The sequence below is a fragment of the Shewanella putrefaciens genome (assembly GCF_016406305.1).
Taxonomy (GTDB): domain Bacteria; phylum Pseudomonadota; class Gammaproteobacteria; order Enterobacterales; family Shewanellaceae; genus Shewanella; species Shewanella putrefaciens_C.
Window position 1 is genome coordinate 2,770,861 of the sequence record NZ_CP066369.1, and the last position, 17,344, is coordinate 2,788,204.

The 17,344-nt window shown below is 46.2% G+C and carries 12 protein-coding genes; 8 read left to right on the forward strand and 4 right to left on the reverse strand.

Features of this window, described 5'->3' with window-relative positions; genetic code table 11:
- The first annotated feature begins 445 nt into the window (after positions 1 to 445).
- Positions 446 to 1,357 (forward strand): LysR family transcriptional regulator, encoded by a 912-nt coding sequence (locus JFT56_RS12040; RefSeq protein WP_198780332.1) that lies wholly within the window; start codon positions 446 to 448, stop codon positions 1,355 to 1,357.
- Between the two features lie 214 nt (positions 1,358 to 1,571).
- Here the strand turns inward: JFT56_RS12040 and focA are convergent, their stop codons facing one another.
- Positions 1,572 to 3,206, reverse strand: coding sequence for a formate transporter FocA (focA, locus tag JFT56_RS12045; RefSeq protein WP_198780333.1), 1,635 nt, complete (start codon positions 3,204 to 3,206; stop codon positions 1,572 to 1,574).
- A 914-nt stretch (positions 3,207 to 4,120) separates the two neighbouring features.
- Between focA and JFT56_RS12050 the strand changes: the two genes are divergently transcribed.
- The 3 genes from JFT56_RS12050 to pflA all read left to right on the forward strand — a co-directional run bounded on the left by JFT56_RS12050 (position 4,121) and on the right by pflA (position 9,362).
- On the forward strand, positions 4,121 to 5,653 hold the full coding sequence (locus JFT56_RS12050; RefSeq protein ID WP_198780334.1) for a DUF3360 family protein: 1,533 nt from the start codon (positions 4,121 to 4,123) through the stop codon (positions 5,651 to 5,653).
- A gap of 622 nt (positions 5,654 to 6,275) precedes the next feature.
- Positions 6,276 to 8,558: a formate C-acetyltransferase gene (gene pflB, locus JFT56_RS12055; protein ID WP_198780335.1), complete on the forward strand. Its 2,283-nt coding sequence runs from the start codon at positions 6,276 to 6,278 to the stop codon at positions 8,556 to 8,558.
- Between the two features lie 63 nt (positions 8,559 to 8,621).
- Positions 8,622 to 9,362, forward strand: coding sequence for a pyruvate formate lyase 1-activating protein (gene pflA / locus JFT56_RS12060; protein WP_198780336.1), 741 nt, complete (start codon positions 8,622 to 8,624; stop codon positions 9,360 to 9,362).
- 15 nt (positions 9,363 to 9,377) lie between these two features.
- Here pflA and yfbV read toward each other — a convergent pair whose 3' ends face one another.
- Positions 9,378 to 9,821 (reverse strand): terminus macrodomain insulation protein YfbV, encoded by a 444-nt coding sequence (gene yfbV, locus JFT56_RS12065; protein WP_233095513.1) that lies wholly within the window; start codon positions 9,819 to 9,821, stop codon positions 9,378 to 9,380.
- A gap of 140 nt (positions 9,822 to 9,961) precedes the next feature.
- On the opposite strand from yfbV, the gene ackA reads away from it, so the two are divergent.
- The 4 genes from ackA to JFT56_RS12085 all read left to right on the forward strand — a co-directional run bounded on the left by ackA (position 9,962) and on the right by JFT56_RS12085 (position 15,166).
- Positions 9,962 to 11,161, forward strand: coding sequence for an acetate kinase (ackA, locus tag JFT56_RS12070; protein WP_198780338.1), 1,200 nt, complete (start codon positions 9,962 to 9,964; stop codon positions 11,159 to 11,161).
- 122 nt (positions 11,162 to 11,283) lie between these two features.
- Complete coding sequence (gene pta / locus JFT56_RS12075; RefSeq protein WP_198780339.1) at positions 11,284 to 13,437, forward strand: phosphate acetyltransferase; 2,154 nt, start codon at positions 11,284 to 11,286, stop codon at positions 13,435 to 13,437.
- Positions 13,438 to 13,916: 479 nt separating this feature from the next.
- A complete protein-coding gene (locus tag JFT56_RS12080) occupies positions 13,917 to 14,351 on the forward strand; it encodes a hypothetical protein (protein ID WP_198780340.1) in 435 nt (144 codons plus the stop codon).
- A gap of 590 nt (positions 14,352 to 14,941) precedes the next feature.
- Positions 14,942 to 15,166 (forward strand): hypothetical protein, encoded by a 225-nt coding sequence (locus tag JFT56_RS12085; protein ID WP_198780341.1) that lies wholly within the window; start codon positions 14,942 to 14,944, stop codon positions 15,164 to 15,166.
- A gap of 133 nt (positions 15,167 to 15,299) precedes the next feature.
- Here JFT56_RS12085 and JFT56_RS12090 read toward each other — a convergent pair whose 3' ends face one another.
- Together JFT56_RS12090 and JFT56_RS12095 are read right to left on the reverse strand one after the other, a co-directional pair.
- Positions 15,300 to 16,211: a class I SAM-dependent methyltransferase gene (locus tag JFT56_RS12090; protein ID WP_198780342.1), complete on the reverse strand. Its 912-nt coding sequence runs from the start codon at positions 16,209 to 16,211 to the stop codon at positions 15,300 to 15,302.
- 6 nt (positions 16,212 to 16,217) lie between these two features.
- The gene (locus JFT56_RS12095; RefSeq protein ID WP_198780343.1) at positions 16,218 to 17,324 is read right to left on the reverse strand and encodes an AI-2E family transporter; all 1,107 of its coding nucleotides are present in this window, start codon (positions 17,322 to 17,324) and stop codon (positions 16,218 to 16,220) included.
- Positions 17,325 to 17,344: the final 20 nt, after the last annotated feature.

Genomic DNA, 17,344 nt, shown 5'->3' on the forward strand with positions numbered 1-17,344 from the left:
GATGCCGTTTTTTTCCCTGGTTAATTAAACCCCAAATAATCAGTAACACAGCCAATATCAACATCAGCAGTCGCATAAAACGCCATACAAACTTAAGCCATTAACGGCATTAACACTGCAAGTCCTGTAAATAAAGCTACGGATTGCCACCTTAGATGACTTCGTGAAGCTGAGTCGTCATAAGTGCGCCATTTTTATCGTGAAATTCAAAGGCGGCCCCATAAACTAAATATCCATAAAATCAGCATCGACACTGCTAGGCTGTAGGGCAATAGGCTTTACAACACAATTAACCACAAAGAGTGAAGCAGCTCTAAAATCCGCATTCAAAATCATGACTTTACTTGTAGGCTCTTCGGCACAGTCTTAAAATCGCTGCCAACAAACCATCAATAAAATTGATAGTTTTCATTAGCGCATTTTTCAGTTAGGAGCCCATCACTACATGAAGTACTCACTCAAGCAAATTGCCGTTTTCGACGCTGTCGCCAGCCTTGAGAGTGTGAGTGCCGCCGCCAGAAAACTCTCCATGACACAGTCCGCCGTCAGTATGTCCCTTGGGCAACTCGAAAGTCTGCTCGGTCGACCTCTCTTTATTCGTCAAGGAAATAGACTCACATTAAGTCATTGGGGAAACTGGTTACGCCCTAAGGCAAGGCGATTATTACAGGATGCTCAACAGATTGAATTAGGTCTGCATGAGCAGCATTTAATCAGTGGCAGATTTAAACTCTGTTCCAGCCAAACCGCCGCTGAGCATCTGCTACCCGAGCTTATCAGCAAGATTGATACAGATTTCCCCGAATTACGTATCGAATTGATGGTGGAAAACAGTGATAGCGTGGTCGAAGGCTTACTGAATTACGAGTTCGATTTAGGGATTATCGAAGGTCGAAACGATGATAGCCGCCTCCATCAAGAACAATGGTTAGATGACCATTTAGTGGTAATCGCCTCCCCGCACCACCCCTATGCCCGCTACGAAAGCACCAGCTTGTCACAGCTTGAACAGGCAAAATGGGTGCTAAGGGAGCAAGGCGCGGGGACGCGGCGTATTTTCGATGGTGCCATTCATGGAGTCATTGAAAAATTAAATGTCTGGAAAGAATACGAACATGTCCCACTGCTCAAGGCCTTAGTGAAAAATGGCCCCTATTTAAGCAGCCTTCCCTTCTTAGATGTGGAAAAAGATTTGGCTAATGGTGAACTGGTTATTCTGTCAACGCCGCAACTGAATATGAAACGTCACTTATCTTTTATATGGCGAACCGATGCGGGTGAAAACCCTTTACGGGACTGCGTCATAACGGAAGCGAGACGCTTAATCAGGCACAGACAAACGCTGATTAAGCGTTAAAACCCAATATCCTGGCATTGCCATAACAATGCCAGGATTGGTACTACACATTAGTTTATTAGCCGTTTCAAATTGTAACTCACTTTATAGGGCGAGCAGGATATCGGTAAGCAGGCCCTCTGCGCCAGGGATGGCGCGGTGGAGCCCTCAGGGAAGAGTTAATGGCGTACCTGCGTGCGATATCCTGCGATCTAGCATAATTAGGAACTATCAGTTAGTCATAAAATGCCTCACACACCACTTTAGCGATTTGCTCTCGGTTTATCATGCCGCATAACTGGCCTTGTTCTATCACAGGATATGCACTAGGTCGGCTAGAGGATGCATGGCGTAATCGCTCCTCGTAGCTTTGATAGCTGCTTGCGAGCATCAATCCCGTGTCTGTCACTGGGAATAATTTCTGCCGATCGACAACCATCAGCTCAATTAAAGCATCGAGGGGATCCTTAGGAGATACAGTCAATACCTCGGTTTGCATTAAGTCACCGACTTTATCGGGGACACCCCGGGTAAATTCCTGTGCCCACAGACTACGCAGTAAATCCTGTTGTGAAATAAATCCCACTAGCGCATTTTGGTTATCGACAACAGGTGCACAACGGGCGTGGGCCTCACTCAACACCTTCAATCCAAAATACACAGACTGATCGGCATTCAGAGTGATAGGCGCTGGGTCCATCACATCACTTACACGCATCTTAGGGATAGGTTTTGAAGCCACTTTTGCATTTAACATAATAGGTTGTTCTCCGGTTGATACAGTTTGAATATAAGGCTCAAAGGCATTGGCTGGCTGACACTGGGCCGACATAGCCGAACATGGCACAGGGCAAGTCATTGCAGGTGGAGTCAGGGGATTAACAAGGGTTAACTTAGGCTGAGAATGCTGAATATTTTTGGGGGGTGCTCCTTTCGCTTGTTCAATCCACCAGTAACCCAATCCCACCAAAATTCCACCGCCAACAATATTGCCAAGGGTGACAGGTATAAGATTATTGAAAATAAAGTGACCGGCAGTTAAATCATTGAATTGAGAGGCTTCTACACCAATCGAAGTGAAAAATGTCGATTCAGCAAAGGTGTGAATAGCGATGCCTAAAGGCACCATAAACAAGTTAGCAATACTGTGTTCAAAGCCACTACTGACAAACATGGCCACGGGTAACATCAATAAAATTGCTTTAGTTAAGGCATCACGACTGGCAAAGGTCATCCATACCCCTAAGCACACCAGCATGTTACAGAGGATGCCTAAGCTAAATGCCTGCAACCAACTATGGTGTAATTTATGCTGGGCAATCGTTAAGGCATTAAGCCCCCATAATCCCCCATCGAGCTGATACATGCGGGCTGACATAATCAACAGCAACATCAACATAGCCCCGAGCAAGTTACCTAAATACACCCGCCCCCAACACATGGCTAACTGCTTACTTGTGACCCGCTTCTGCGCCCAAGCGACTGAACTCAGCACTGTGCTCGTAAAAAGCTCCCCGCCACAGATCACCACCAGCATTAACCCTAAGCTAAATGCCAATCCCCCCGCTAAACGTACTAACCCCCACGCACTTCCCGCGGCACCCGTGGTTACCGTGATATAGAACACGAAGGCCAAAGCAATAAAGGCACCGGCAAATGCGGCCAGCCCAAAAGATTGCCACGCCGATTTAACAACCTTACTCTGGCCATAGTGTTCAGCATGTTGATAGAGACTCGGCCTATCTGCGTCGCTCTTTGCGTGTTGGCCATGAGCTGTTACTGATGCTGAGCTTACCTGCTGTGAGCTTAAGTGCTGTGAGCTCAAGTGCTGTGGTGCCCCCATGCGAGCATCATAGTGTGATGCTTTCATGTCATCGCGCCCCGACATTGAGTAATTGCTTAAAAAATCCGGTACACAACATAAGTTTCTCCAGTAATTTCATTGCTCTGTGAATTATTCACTCAAACAATACGCTGAAGATTTACTCAATAAAATTGGATAATAATGATGGCAACTATCAAAATTCTTGATTGTGGTTTATGCCGAAAAAGCAGATGTTAACAATGCAACCAAAAACCAACAACAAGACTAAGCATTTGTTTTAAAACGATTTAAAACCAACATCAAAACGAAGGACTGCAAAGTCATGTTGAATAATGCTCAGGGTAAAGGTGGATGAACCTATAACGACTTATCTTGCTCAATGTCTAAAGAGGGATCATTGGCAAGGCAACACGTTTAATGTCAGCCCAATATCAACCCAACTGATAAACCTAAGCCCTTTACAATCGGGCTTGCGGCCTGAGTGATACCTCACACTTATCCCAGCAAACATAGCGATCCAGCACACATTAAAATGTCACTTTTTAAAACAACTCTCGTTTTCGCACCGTTTCGCAGGACAACAACACAGAATGGCTCGCAAATGTGATCAATAGGTAACGCAATATGCGTGCCTAAGCGTCAACTTTTCTTATTCGCCCACCTAAGTTGTTAAGTGCCTCCCAATTCACTAAAACAGCTATTTCAGATTTATTGATACCTAGTGATGGGAGTGAACTCCTATGTTAATATTTATGAGGTAAATTGGTCTTACCAATTTAGAGAAAATAAAATTCGATACTATGGGGACAGTGTGCAACACTTTTTGTCCACATCGACGATAAAAAAGTGACGATGCCTCACTTGCGAGCATGCAGGAAAGGTCTTTGTCGACACCATGAAACACGCTCAGTTTTCATCAAATGATGAATCACAATGTTCTTTTCGGAGAATGAGAAACTATGTCTGAAACAGTCAATAAAGCAGAAAGTGAAGCCCCAGAGCGCACCTACAGAGAGCTGCACCGTCCAGCTTCTCAGTTTGTCTCTCGCGAAGCCTATTTAGAGCATGAACTTAAAATCATGAAACCCAGACGCTGGGGATTAAATTTACCGGGTCGTGATTTTCGTTTTGAATGGGAAGACCTCGTCCCTGCGCTCGCAGGAACCATAGGGATCACTGTGATGTATTCAGCGGTGATGGCCGCATGGGCGGCGGGACTCACTGAGCGTTGGGAACACATCAACTTAGGCGCAGAGTTCGCCATCCAAGTTGTACGTGTTGAAATGCTTATCCCCGCTTTACTCTTTTGTATCATTAGCTCAGGTTTTATCAATCCTCGCGCCAACTTAGGTGGTAACCATGGCCCGATGATCCCCTTGATTGGCGCCATCGCTTTAGCGGGTGCGCATCCCCTTGCTCTGGCTATCTTGATTGGTGTTTTCGGCTTAATTCTCAGTTACTTTAAGGGAGGATCACGGCTCGTTAACCTGACAAGTAGTGGGGTGGCGGGAGGATTATTAGTCTTCCTCGGTTTTATGGGCGCTAAAAGTCAAATCGGCTCACTCTTCGAATGGTCTACCGGCCTACAGGCAAAACATAGCCTTGATTATTCATTAGGTTATGTCGCGTTTGCTATCCTGCTGGTCAATGTCATTTTATATGCTTACCTCGCAAAAGTAGGTAAACGTTGGCTTGCCATTCCACTGTGCTCAATCACGGCAATTGCCTTAGCTTTTGGTTTAGGAGCAGGCCTTGACCTTAAATTTGTTACCGAACCAGGGATCCCTAATCTAAACCCTGTGTATTGGTGGGGCTCTACCGAACACGGATGGCAGTTAGGTTTACCTAATACGGCACATTTTATCGCTTCGCTGCCCTTTGCCATCCTAGCGGTTGCCATGTGGTCGCCTGACTTTTTAGGTCACCGTATTTTCCAAGAACTGAATTACCCTAAAGGCGCTGAAAAAGTGTTAATGGATGTCGATGACACTATGACAACTTGCTCACTACGCCAAATGGTAGGGACCGCAGTGGGTGGAGGTAACATTACCTCTTCATGGGGCACTTATATGATCCCAGCAGCCATCGCCAAACGTCCGATTCCTGCAGGGGCCATTTTACTTGGTAGCCTATGTATCATTGTGGCCATCATTGGCTATCCAATGGATGTAACCGTATGGCGCCCAGTGATGTCTATCGCCCTATTAGTGGGAGTGTTTTTACCCCTGCTAGAAGCGGGCCTACAAATGGTGAAAGACAACCTCAGTAGCCAAGCTGCGGGGATCTGTATTTTTGCCTCTTTCGTCGCCAATCCCGTATTGGCGTGGGCACTCACAATGTTATTAGATAACAATGGCCTTATCGGCGATAAAGAGCGTCCAAAGACATTGTCATTTGCCGACCGTATCGTTATTCCAGGACTGGCATTTGTGATTTGTCTTGCCGCTATGCTTGCAGTTGGGATGATAGAAGGCATACCAGCGTTTCTATAATCCTATGGGTGGAGAGCCGACTTTGATTGGCTCTCCACTTGATAACTGACTTCAATATCAATGATACATAGTCAAATGGCTTGAATTATATGGTTTTTTGTAACAAAGCCCATTGACTATGTACCCTTATACTTAGCATGACACCGACACGAAAAAGCATTAAAGCTTAGGCGTTATAAACTGGTGTGCTCCCGTATCAATTAAATTGTTTAGTGATTTTGCCCTATTTGTTACTTTGCATTAACCGACAATTTGATGCGAGGCAATCGAAACTTAAGGGGATAAATGCTACATGGGTAACAAATTTGGCATTAAATATTGGCAAACTGACCTGATAAGGGTGCGGATAAGCAAGAGCTATGCTAATATTTTTATGGACAATTGGTCTTACCAATTTAATTAATGTTTTACGTATAGCCGATAATCGAACTACGCGAACATTTGCCCTCTTATCGGATATCAATAAGCAGCATTTTTGAAGTGTCTCACTTCAAAACACAGTTCCCATCATAGGGCGTCATCATGAAGGGAGCTTTATTCAGGAATTAGCTATTGGCTTTGACTCACTTTACCGAGTCATTAATGCCAATAACCTTTATCTCAACTAGAAGGTATTAGTACGATGACCGACAAAACTGAACTGTTTGCCAACGCGTGGGAAGGTTTTACTCCTGGTGATTGGAAATCCGAAGTCAATGTGCGTGACTTTATCCAACAAAACTACGCTCCCTATGAAGGCGACGAATCATTTCTAGCCGGTGCCACCGAAGCGACCACAAAATTGTGGGACAAGGTAATGGAAGGCATTAAACAGGAAAACCGCACCCACGCTCCTGTTGATTTCGATACTAAGATGGTTTCCACCATCACCTCCCATGACGCTGGCTATATCAATAAAGAATTAGAAACTATCGTTGGTTTGCAAACAGATGCGCCGCTCAAACGCGCTATGTTGCCTAACGGTGGTATTCGTATGGTGGAAAGCTCCTGCGCCGCCTACGATCGCGTACTGGATGAAGATGTTAAATACATCTATTCAGAACTGCGTAAAACCCATAACCAAGGTGTATTCGATGTTTACACGCCAGAAATTATGGCTTGCCGTAAATCAGGCGTATTAACCGGTTTACCCGATGCCTATGGCCGTGGTCGTATCATTGGTGACTATCGCCGCGTTGCTCTCTACGGTATCGATTACCTGATGAAAGATAAATTTGCCCAATTTAGCTCACTGCAGGCGCAGTTTGAAGCGGGTGAAGAGTTATCCAACGTTATCCAGTTACGCGAAGAAATTGCCGAGCAGCACCGTGCATTGGGCCAGATGAAGAAAATGGCCGCTAAATACGGTTTCGATATTTCTCGCCCAGCGACTAACGCAAAAGAAGCGATCCAATGGACTTACTTCGGTTACTTAGCCGCAGTGAAGAGCCAAAACGGCGCTGCCATGTCTTTAGGCCGTACCTCTTCATTCCTCGACATCTATATTGAACGCGATCTGAAAAATGGCACCTTAACTGAGCAACAAGCCCAGGAGATGATTGACCATTTCGTGATGAAACTACGTATGGTGCGCTTCCTACGTACCCCTGAATACGATGAATTGTTCTCAGGCGACCCAATTTGGGCAACCGAATCTATCGGCGGTATGGGCTTAGATGGCCGCACCTTAGTGACCAAATCAAGCTTCCGTTTCTTGAACACCCTTTACACTATGGGCCCAAGCCCAGAGCCAAACATCACAGTATTGTGGTCAGATAAACTGCCCATCGGTTTCAAAAAATATTGTGCCAAAGTGTCTATCGACACTAGCTCAATCCAATACGAAAACGATGACTTAATGCGCCCAGATTTCCAATCTGATGACTATGCAATCGCCTGTTGTGTGAGCCCAATGGTTGTGGGTAAACACATGCAGTTCTTCGGTGCCCGCGCCAACCTCGCTAAAACCATGCTGTATGCGATTAACGGCGGCGTAGACGAAAAACTGAAAATCCAGATTGCCCCTAAAGCAGACATGATCACAGACGAAGTGCTCAACTTTGACGATGTGATGAATCGCTTAGACGGTTTAATGGATTGGTTAGCGACCCAATATGTCACAGCACTGAACTCAATCCACTACATGCACGACAAGTACTCCTACGAAGCGGCCCTCATGGCGCTGCACGACAGAGACGTGCGTCGTACTATGGCCTGTGGTATTGCAGGTCTGTCTATCGCAGCCGACTCACTGTCAGCCATCAAATTTGCCACAGTCAAACCTGTGCGTGATGAAAATGGCATTGCAGTTGATTTCGAGATCAGCGGTGACTATCCAAAATTTGGTAACAACGACCCACGTGTTGACGATATCGCCTGTGACTTAGTTGAACGTTTTATGGCGAAAATTCGCGACCGTAAAATGTACCGCAATGCGATCCCAACGCAGTCAATTCTGACCATCACCTCAAACGTGGTTTATGGTAAGAAAACCGGTAACACACCAGACGGTCGTCGTTCAGGTGCACCGTTTGCACCGGGTGCAAACCCTATGCATGGCCGCGATGAAAAAGGCGCAATCGCTTCTTTAACCTCAGTGGCTAAACTGCCTTTTGCCCACGCACAGGACGGTATCTCTTATACTTTCTCTATCGTGCCAAATGCGCTGGGTAAAGATGAAGATGGTCGTCGCACTAACTTAGCGGCATTGATGGACGGTTATTTTGCCCATAACGAAGGACATGAAGGTGGCCAACACTTGAACGTCAACGTGATGAACCGTGAAATGCTTGAGGATGCCGTGGTTAACCCAGACAAGTATCCACAACTGACCATCCGTGTTTCTGGCTACGCAGTGCGCTTTAACTCACTGACCCCAGAACAGCAACAAGACGTGATCACGCGTACATTCACAAAAGGTCTGTAAGCTAAATTAGTTAAGGCTGTAGTACAATGTGCTACAGCCTCACTTATTTAAACAGGAGTCACAATGGCAGTTACCGGTCGGATCCACTCAGTGGAATCCTTTGGCACAGTAGATGGTCCAGGCATACGGTTTATCGCCTTTATGCAGGGCTGCTTAATGCGCTGCCAATATTGCCATAACCGTGACACTTGGGATCTTGATGGTGGCAAAGAAGTGCAGGTCGAAGAGTTAATGAGTCAAATCATCAGCTATCGCCCCTTCCTCGATGCCAGTAATGGCGGCGTCACCGCCAGTGGTGGCGAAGCCATTTTACAGGCCGAATTCGTCGCCGAATTATTTAAAGCCTGTAAAAAAGAAGGCATTCATACTTGCTTAGATACCAATGGTTTTGTGCGTAAGTACACGCCCATCATCGACGAGTTACTGGACCATACCGATTTAGTCCTGCTCGATATCAAGCAAATGAATGACGACAAGCATATAGAGTTAACTAAGGTCAGTAATCACAGAACCCTGCAGTTTGCGCAGTATCTGGCAGAGCGCAACCAAGCAACGTGGATACGTTATGTGGTGGTGGGCGGATTTACCGATGATGAAGCATCGGCATTACAGCTAGCCGAGTTTATCAAGCCCATGAAAAACGTTGAAAAGGTAGAATTACTGCCCTACCACGAGCTAGGTAAACACAAATGGGAAGCCATGGGAGAAACCTATCAGCTCGACGGCGTATCACCACCGAGCCGGGAGACCATGGAAAAAATCAAAGCCGTTTTTGCTCAGCAAGGGATAAACGCGGTTTATTAGTGACACAAACAATCACTAGAGTTCTTCCCAATAACTGGCATCTAAGCGTTCAAAGGCTATTTTTAAGATAAGCGCCATATCGAGGTAACAGGCTTTAGCGCCTAAGGTATGGCAATGAATGCCCATGGAAGACAATTTCGCACTCAACTGATTACTCCAGTCGAATAGCGATAAAGGTAATGGATGGCGCGCACGCCAACCTAACCACAATAAACCCTGTATAGGCAGGCTAAAAAAGAATAACGCGATAGTGATAGCTTGGGGCAAAAATGCCCAGCCGTGAAGATATAACTGGCTCACACTCGCAAAAACCGCCAGCACTGGCATCACCAGAATGGCAAGCTGAGTGGCGCGCACTACCCGATACTCAGGAAAATACAAACCCAGTTGTCTAACCATAGGCCACGTCTTCATATAGCGACGACCGTCCCCTAAGGTTTTGAGAATATTAATACTCAATTTTAGACACCTACTACAATGGAACACTGCTTTTACCATAGCACAATCTGGCACTTCGCCCCAAGACTGTGACGGCAAATACTAGTGAATTCCGAGATTTTTGAATCGTTAAATTAAACACAATGGCAAAAGGTTTACACATGTCTAATAAACTGGTTTTAGTACTCAATTGCGGTAGTTCATCACTCAAATTTGCCATCATTGACGCGCAAACAGGTGACGATCAGATCTCTGGCCTAGCCGAGTGTTTTGGCTTAGAAGATTCACGCATTAAATGGAAAATTAACGGCGAAAAGCATGAAGCAGCCCTAGGTGCATTCACCGCGCACCGTGAAGCCGTTGAATTTATTGTTAATAAAATTCTTGCAGGCCAGCCAGAGCTAGCCGCACAAATTCAAGCCGTTGGTCATCGTATCGTGCACGGTGGTGAAAAGTTCACTCGTTCAGTGATTATCGACGAGCATGTCATTAAGGGTATTGAAGAGTGTTCATCCCTCGCGCCACTGCATAATCCTGCTCATCTTATCGGTATTCGCGCGGCGATTGCTTCTTTCCCTAAACTTCCCCAAGTGGCAGTATTTGATACCGCATTCCACCAAAGTATGCCGGAGCGTGCCTACGTTTATGCCCTGCCATACAAGTTATACCGTGAGCATGGGATCCGCCGTTACGGCATGCATGGCACTAGCCATTTATTCGTGAGCCGTGAAGCTGCGAAAATGCTCAACAAACCCTTAGCCGAAACCAATGTGATCTGCGCCCATTTAGGTAATGGCGCCTCTGTCACCGCGGTAAAAGGCGGCAAAAGTGTCGATACTTCAATGGGGTTAACACCACTCGAAGGCTTAGTCATGGGCACGCGCTGTGGCGATATCGATCCCTCTATTATTTACCACTTAGTTCATCAATTAGGTTACACCCTAGAAGAAGTGAACAACCTGATGAACAAGCAAAGTGGTTTACTGGGTATTTCTGAACTGACTAACGATTGCCGCGGCATCGAAGAAGGTTATGCCGATGGCCATAAAGGCGCGACATTAGCCCTAGAAATCTTCTGCTACCGCTTAGCTAAGTACATCGCCTCTTACACTGTGCCGCTCGGCCGTTTAGATGCAATCGTCTTCACTGGCGGCATTGGTGAAAACTCAGAACTCATTCGTGAAAAAGTGCTCAACATGCTGGAAATCTTCAATTTCCATGTTGATAGTGAGCGCAACAAAGCGGCTCGTTTCGGTAAAAAAGGCATCATCACCCAGGATAACAGCACTGTGGCCATGGTGATCCCAACCAATGAAGAGTGGGTTATCGCCGAAGACTCCATCCAACTTATCACCAAATAATAAGATGACCTAAGCCGTTTGCTCACCCAAACGGCTTTATTGTTAGCGACCTATAGTTAATACATTTACAAGCAATCTCGCAGATAGTGATCTGCCAAAAACCATCGAACTTAGAGGTTTTTATGTCCCGAAATATTATGTTAATTCCCATAGGCACAGGTGTTGGCCTGACCTCCTTAAGCCTTGGGATGGTGCGAGCCTTAGAGCGTCATGGGGTTAAAGTACAATTCTTTAAACCTATTTCCCAACTTCGTCCGAATGATAATGGTCCAGAACGCTCGACCACCATTTTAAGCAAATCCCCCACTGTTAATCCGTTAGAGCCCTTCGATATGGCCCATGCGGAAGCCTTAATTCGTGCCGATCAAACCGATGTCTTGATGGAACAAATCATTGCCCGTACTGCGGAATGTGCCAGCAATACTGAAACCCTTATAGTCGAAGGTTTAGTCCCAACCCGTAATCATCCCTTCGCCGACGATGTGAACTACGCCATCGCTAAAGCCATGGATGCGGATGTGATTTTTATCGCCACACCGGGCAGCGACACCCCTACAGGCCTAATGAATCGCCTCGAAATCGCCTATAACTCTTGGGGTGGCAAAAAGAACAAACGTCTAATTGGCGCAGTGATCAACAAAATTGGCGCGCCAGTGGACGATGAAGGTCGCGCACGCCCCGATTTATCGGAAGTGTTTGATCACCATGGTGTTCAGCGTTCCGATGCGGCCAGTATGTTCCAGCTTCCGGGTAAGAGCCCACTGCGGATCTTAGGCAGCGTGCCCTACAATCTCGATTTAGTCGCACCCCGAGCCTCAGATCTTGCCAAGCATTTACGCGCACGTATTCTAAATGCCGGTGAAATGCACACCCGCCGTCTACGTAAAGTGACCTTCTGCGCGCGCAGTATCCCCAATATGGTTAACCATATTAAAACGGACTCCCTGCTGGTGACCTCGGGCGACCGCTCGGATGTGATCGTATCAGCCTGTCTCGCCGCCATGAACGGGGTGAAAATCGGTGCCCTTCTACTGACGGGGAGCTACGAGCCAGAGCCAGAAATCCTCAAGCTTTGTGAGCAAGCCTTTGAGACTGGTCTACCTGTATTTTTAATTGATACAAACACTTGGCAGACCTCGCTTAATATCCAACGTTTCGACCATGAAGTGCCCGTCGATGACGCTGTGCGTATCGATTTAGTGCAGGATTATGTGGCAAGCCACATCGACCAAACCTGGATTGAAAGCGTTACCAAAAATTCACCACGCGAACATCGCTTATCACCACCCGCCTTCCGTTACAAGTTAACCGAACTGGCGCGCGCCGCCCACAAGACTGTGGTGCTACCAGAGGGTGATGAGCCCCGTACCATCAAAGCGGCGGCCATTTGTGCCGAGCGCGGTATCGCGCGCTGCGTACTCTTAGGTAAAAAAGAGGAAATCCTGCGTATCGCGGCGCAGCAAGATGTCGTGCTTGGCGAAGGCGTGGTCATTATCGATCCCGAAGAAGTGCGTGATCGTTACGTCGAACCTATGTTAGATCTGCGTCGTAGCAAAGGTTTGACCGAAGTCGTTGCCAAAGAACAGTTAGAAGACAACATGGTGCTCGGCACTATGATGCTGGCGCAAAATGAAGTCGACGGTATTGTCTCTGGCGCCGTTAACACCACGGCCAATACGATTCGTCCGCCGCTGCAATTAATCAAAACCGCACCGGGTTCAAGCTTAGTTTCATCTATTTTCTTTATGTTGATGCCAGACCAAGTGTTAGTTTACGGTGACTGCGCCATTAACCCAGATCCCAATGCCGAGCAGTTGGCTGATATCGCCATTCAATCGGCGGAGTCTGCAAAAGCCTTTGGTATCGAGCCAAGAGTGGCGATGATCAGCTACTCAACGGGGAATTCTGGTACGGGTTCAGATGTAGATAAAGTGCGTGAAGCGACTCGCATCGCCAAGGAAAAACGCCCAGATCTGATCATCGATGGTCCATTACAATACGATGCGGCAGTTATGCCAAACGTTGCCCGCTCTAAGGCGCCTAATAGCCCTGTCGCGGGTCAAGCAACGGTATTCGTGTTCCCAGATCTCAATACGGGTAACACCACATACAAAGCCGTACAGCGAAGCGCCGACCTCATCAGTATCGGCCCTATGCTGCAGGGAATGCGTAAGCCTGTGAATGACTTATCCCGCGGCGCGTTAGTCGATGATATCGTCTACACCATAGCATTAACGGCAATCCAAGCTTCGCAAAATGATGCCACTAAAGGCTAATAGGTAATTTGAACGTTTATTAACCTAAAAAGCACCGACAACTGTCGGTGCTTTTTTGTATGGGCTTTTTAAATAAACCTTGGCAGCGTACGGCGCAAATAGGACAGAAGGAAAAACTAAGGAACACTCCTTTAACGAAGCAAATCGCTGTTAAATGCCATTAAGCATTGTGAATAGAGTTGGTCATTCGAGGAAAATATCCACAAGGAAATAGGAATTTAAGCGGGAAATAGAAAAACGGCATTTTTTAACCAGCAGGTAAAGCAAGACAATATCAGTGACTTACAAAGTATCACTAAAGTCTTCAACATACTTTTCCACAGATTCTGTGGATAACCTTTTGAGCTTATCCTTTAGTATATGCCACAGTGTTCTCCCTTAAGTCAACCCATTTTTCATCCACGGCTAAATTATTACAAAACTTGAACATGGGCGCTAAAATCGCGATACTTAACAACAAATTCCGATAACTAAACGCTATGCGAATCCTATTCCTTCTCTGTTTACTATTTCTGTTTGGTTGTGGCGATCCCAGCGATAAGGATAAGCCTACACTTACCCCTGAAGAAGTCAGTCTTGGTTTTTTTCGCGCGATTTATGTCGATCGTGATGTCGAGAAAGCGAAGCAATACGTTAATGACCCACTTAAAGAAGTGCTCACCCATTACTATATTGCAGCGGCGGTGCAGCGTAATATGCTCAGCCTCTCTATGACCAATGTCGAGATGGAGATTGACGATATTGATATCGACTTTTTCCGTAAATTCACTAAAGACGTTATTGTCGTGATTAAAATGAAGGGGCTTAAAGGTGGTCAGCCTTGGATAGACGACAGATCGATTCGCCTGCATAAAATTGGCAATCAGTGGATTATTGTTGAGATCATGCCCGAAAAACGCAAAGTCAATGGCTAAGGCCTACCCTCGTGGGTCAAGGGGACAAACTAGTCATACCCCGCACATTCACAGGGCTAATTCAGTACCGATAAAAAAATAGCAACCCTAGGGTTGCTATTTCAATATGCTTGTTTTGTTATTTCTGACTCATAATTACCGTCAAGCTAACATTCAAATTAAGCTTGGATCACTTCTTCTTCGCTTTCAGCAGGTAAAGACGTCAGTACATCGTCTTTTACTTGGTAATAAGCATTTTCGTATTCATGAACTTCCATAACAACTCCTGCTCGATTTTGTAAGGTCACAAAGGCATGCCGTTCTATGCTGACATTTTGCCCGTGGGGAAAGGGATTTCCGTGGCCGCGAGTATATCAAAGCCCAACACGGAATTACAGAAAACTTTCAGTTTCGTTTTTAAAAAGTAGATAAAAACACTCTGCGGCGACATTTCAAGTCAAGATTAAGAATTGAATAATGAAAGTCTTTCAGATCATTCCCCGCTCAATATGCATTTACGCTATTAACAGCGCTGGCTTACAAATAAAGAATCTTGGGAAAACGTGCGCTAGCTGCTATCAATTAAGTAGTGATGCGAGTAGGAGGCAGATATGAACGCTCTCATTGAACTTGAAGCCACTAAGCTAACGACATTATTTAGCCACGGTGATGTATTAGGGATCCGTATGTTTATGGAGCATATGAATATCCCATTGGATGTTCAGGATAGGCTTTATGATGAAATTTCAGCACTAAAACATCTAGACCAAAATCAGGTGAGTCAAGTGATTGAAACCTTTGGCCAGTCACTGTTATCGGAGCGGCTAAGCTACTAAGCACTAAAGAATTAGTACTAAGCGAATACCTAGCTAAGTAGATGACGTGCCAAACCCCATCTTTTGCTACTTATAACAAAGGCCAGTGAGACTGGCCTTTAGGTGTAGCGGCATTAAGCCGTGTTCAATCACATTATCCCTTTAATCGATAGCGTAACACTTTCAATGATTTCTCCTCGGACACATCGATAAATGCAGTGGGATTGGCCAGTCTTTCGATATATTCTAGGGCTGGTGCGGCCTCTTCCACCTGCTGGCGCAGGAAATGAGTATCGAGTTCAGGGGCATTTAAGCAAAGCAGCACTTCACCATTATCGGCAAGTAACTCGGGTAACCGACGAATAAGACGCACATAATCCTTGGTCGCCACAAAACTGCCCTTCTGATTACTAGGAGGATCGGCAACGATAATCCCATAGGGGCCGAGTTTTTTCAGCTTTCCCCATGACTTAAAGATATCGTGGCCCAGAAAACGTGCTCCAGCACTGAAACCGTTGAGCAAATGATTTTGCTTACCGATCGCCAGCGCCCCTTTGCTCATATCCATATTAACCACTTCATCGGCACCACCTTGTAGCGCCGCAACGGAAAAACCACAGGTATAGGCAAATAGATTCAGCACTTTTTTATGGCGCGCATTCTCCCTCACCCATTGGCGGCCATTAGCCATGTCGAGGAATAATCCGTGATTCTGGCCACGCATCAAATGCACTTGAAAACGGGCTCCATTCTCACTCACCACATGGGGTTCGGGCACTTCCCCCTCCAGCAATTGGCAAAATGTTTCGCCGGCACTGCGGTACTGGTACACAAGGTTTAACGGAGTTGAAGGATGCAGCGCTTGCCAACGCGCTGCAATGGCTTGATGACAAACCGATAAATCCGCCTCTTCCAGTGGCGTAAAACTGGTTAATAACAATACTGGTGCAAACCAATCCAAACACAAATGTTCACTGCCGACATAATGTCCACCGCGACCATGGAATAGCCGCACTGCATCTTCACCTAGCTCAATTGACGCCAGTGCTTGTATAAAACTTTGCATTATCTACTACTTAATCTCTGTTGAATGGGTGTCGGCGTTTTCGCCAACCGAATTGGCTGTATCAGGGTTAAGCGCGAGCTTATCGTCCACATCATCCGATAATAGGATGGCTAACCAGCCGCCACTCTTACTCGATTCTAGGGCAATTTTGACCACCATAGTCAATGGCACTGAAAGCAGCATACCCACAGATCCAAGTAGCCAGCCCCAAAAAATTAACGATAGAAAGACCACTAATGTGGAAAGCCCTAGGCCACGCCCCATAAACTTAGGCTCGACCACATTGCCCATCACCATATTGGCCCCCAGATACAAAAGGGCTGTGCCACCCGCCGCCGCGGGGCCCAATTGGACAAAGGCCAACAAAACGGCAGGAATAGCCGCAATAATTGAACCTATGTTAGGGATATAATTGAATAAAAAGGCGATAACAGCCCATAACAGCGCATAGTCCACCCCGATAAAGGTTAACCCTATGCCCACTATGATCCCCGTAGCGAGACTGACTAAGGTCTTGATCACCATATATTGATTCACCGACTGCAAGAAGCGGTCAATCTGCTGCAACCGCATGTCGGGATCATCCAATGCCAAGTGCAGTTTTTTCGGTAACGACTGCGCTTCGAACAACATAAAGACTATGGTGAGAATGATCAGGAATAAGTTGGCCATCACATTGCCCACACCAGAGAGCATATTGGTGGTCATAGACAAAGCCATGCCAGGGTCGAAATAGGCTAAAAACTGATCCTTAGATATCTGGATATTTAAGGCATGTAACTTACTTAATATCCAGGCAAATTGCTCGACTAACTGCACGCGGTAATAAGGCAGTTGCTTGGAAAACTCATTGATTGAACTGCCCACAAGGGAAGCTAACCACAGCCCCATCAACACAATAAAGCACATCAGCAGGATCACGGCTAACCATTTAGGCACCCGATATTTGGTCATTTGGCCAATGGCAGGATTACAGATCACCGCAATAAAACTCGATAGCACAAAGGGGACGACGATTGGACTCGCGGCCTTTATCCCGGCCAAAATAATCACTACAAAGGCCATTACCGCAAAACCGCGATAGGCTGCAGAGGGCGCATTAGCTCGCGTCATTTATTAAAAATCCTTCTTGA

Coding starts and splice junctions, on each gene's coding strand:
- pflB (WP_198780335.1), top strand. CDS start 6,276: ATGACCGACAAAACTGAACTGTTTGCCAACGCGTGGGAAGGTTTTACT.
- JFT56_RS12090 (WP_198780342.1), bottom strand. CDS start 16,211: ATGCAAAGTTTTATACAAGCACTGGCGTCAATTGAGCTAGGTGAAGAT.
- pflA (WP_198780336.1), top strand. CDS start 8,622: ATGGCAGTTACCGGTCGGATCCACTCAGTGGAATCCTTTGGCACAGTA.
- JFT56_RS12050 (WP_198780334.1), top strand. CDS start 4,121: ATGTCTGAAACAGTCAATAAAGCAGAAAGTGAAGCCCCAGAGCGCACC.
- pta (WP_198780339.1), top strand. CDS start 11,284: ATGTCCCGAAATATTATGTTAATTCCCATAGGCACAGGTGTTGGCCTG.
- focA (WP_198780333.1), bottom strand. CDS start 3,206: ATGAAAGCATCACACTATGATGCTCGCATGGGGGCACCACAGCACTTG.
- JFT56_RS12085 (WP_198780341.1), top strand. CDS start 14,942: ATGAACGCTCTCATTGAACTTGAAGCCACTAAGCTAACGACATTATTT.
- ackA (WP_198780338.1), top strand. CDS start 9,962: ATGTCTAATAAACTGGTTTTAGTACTCAATTGCGGTAGTTCATCACTC.
- JFT56_RS12040 (WP_198780332.1), top strand. CDS start 446: ATGAAGTACTCACTCAAGCAAATTGCCGTTTTCGACGCTGTCGCCAGC.
- JFT56_RS12095 (WP_198780343.1), bottom strand. CDS start 17,324: ATGACGCGAGCTAATGCGCCCTCTGCAGCCTATCGCGGTTTTGCGGTA.
- JFT56_RS12080 (WP_198780340.1), top strand. CDS start 13,917: ATGCGAATCCTATTCCTTCTCTGTTTACTATTTCTGTTTGGTTGTGGC.